The organism is Vibrio sp. 1580, from assembly GCF_033340055.1.
Map to the genome: position 1 here is coordinate 1 of NZ_JAWOVT010000819.1, position 501 is coordinate 501.

Annotated in this window: 1 pseudogene; it reads left to right on the top strand. The window is 45.9% G+C overall.

Features of this window, described 5'->3' with window-relative positions:
* Positions 1-501: pseudogene (locus tag R7093_RS28560) on the top strand (cache domain-containing protein); the annotation flags it as partial.

A 501-nucleotide genomic window follows, 5' to 3' on the forward strand; every position in this document is an offset into this window, starting at 1 on the left:
AGGGCTGAATATTTCCAACCAGTTAGAGCCAGTGTTGGCGAACCTAAAGCAAGCGCGTTCAATTATCGAATTAAGCGCAGAGACGACCGCAACGCCAGACATTATTGTTAAACAGTTTATTGCGTCGCTAGAAGCTCAGAACAAAGCTGTGTTTGCTGGTTACATGGTATGGGAAAAGCCATCGTGGGTTGAGCCAACGATTCAAGACAAAAGCCTTGGCTTTAATAGCGAAGGCTACTTAGCGCCATTCTTTTCGCCAAATTCGCACAACAGTTTTGATGTCGTGGCGATGGATAGCTTTAGCAATACTGAATTAAACAACAACGGTGAGCGTAAAGACGATTGGCACTTGATGCCTTTCGAAACGGGCAAAACGTTCGTGATGGAACCGTACATGTATCCGGTTCGCGGCAAACAAGAACTGATCACGACCATCAGCCAACCAATCAAGTTACGTGGCGAGATCATCGGCTCTCTCGGTTTTGATTTGTCATTGAACGA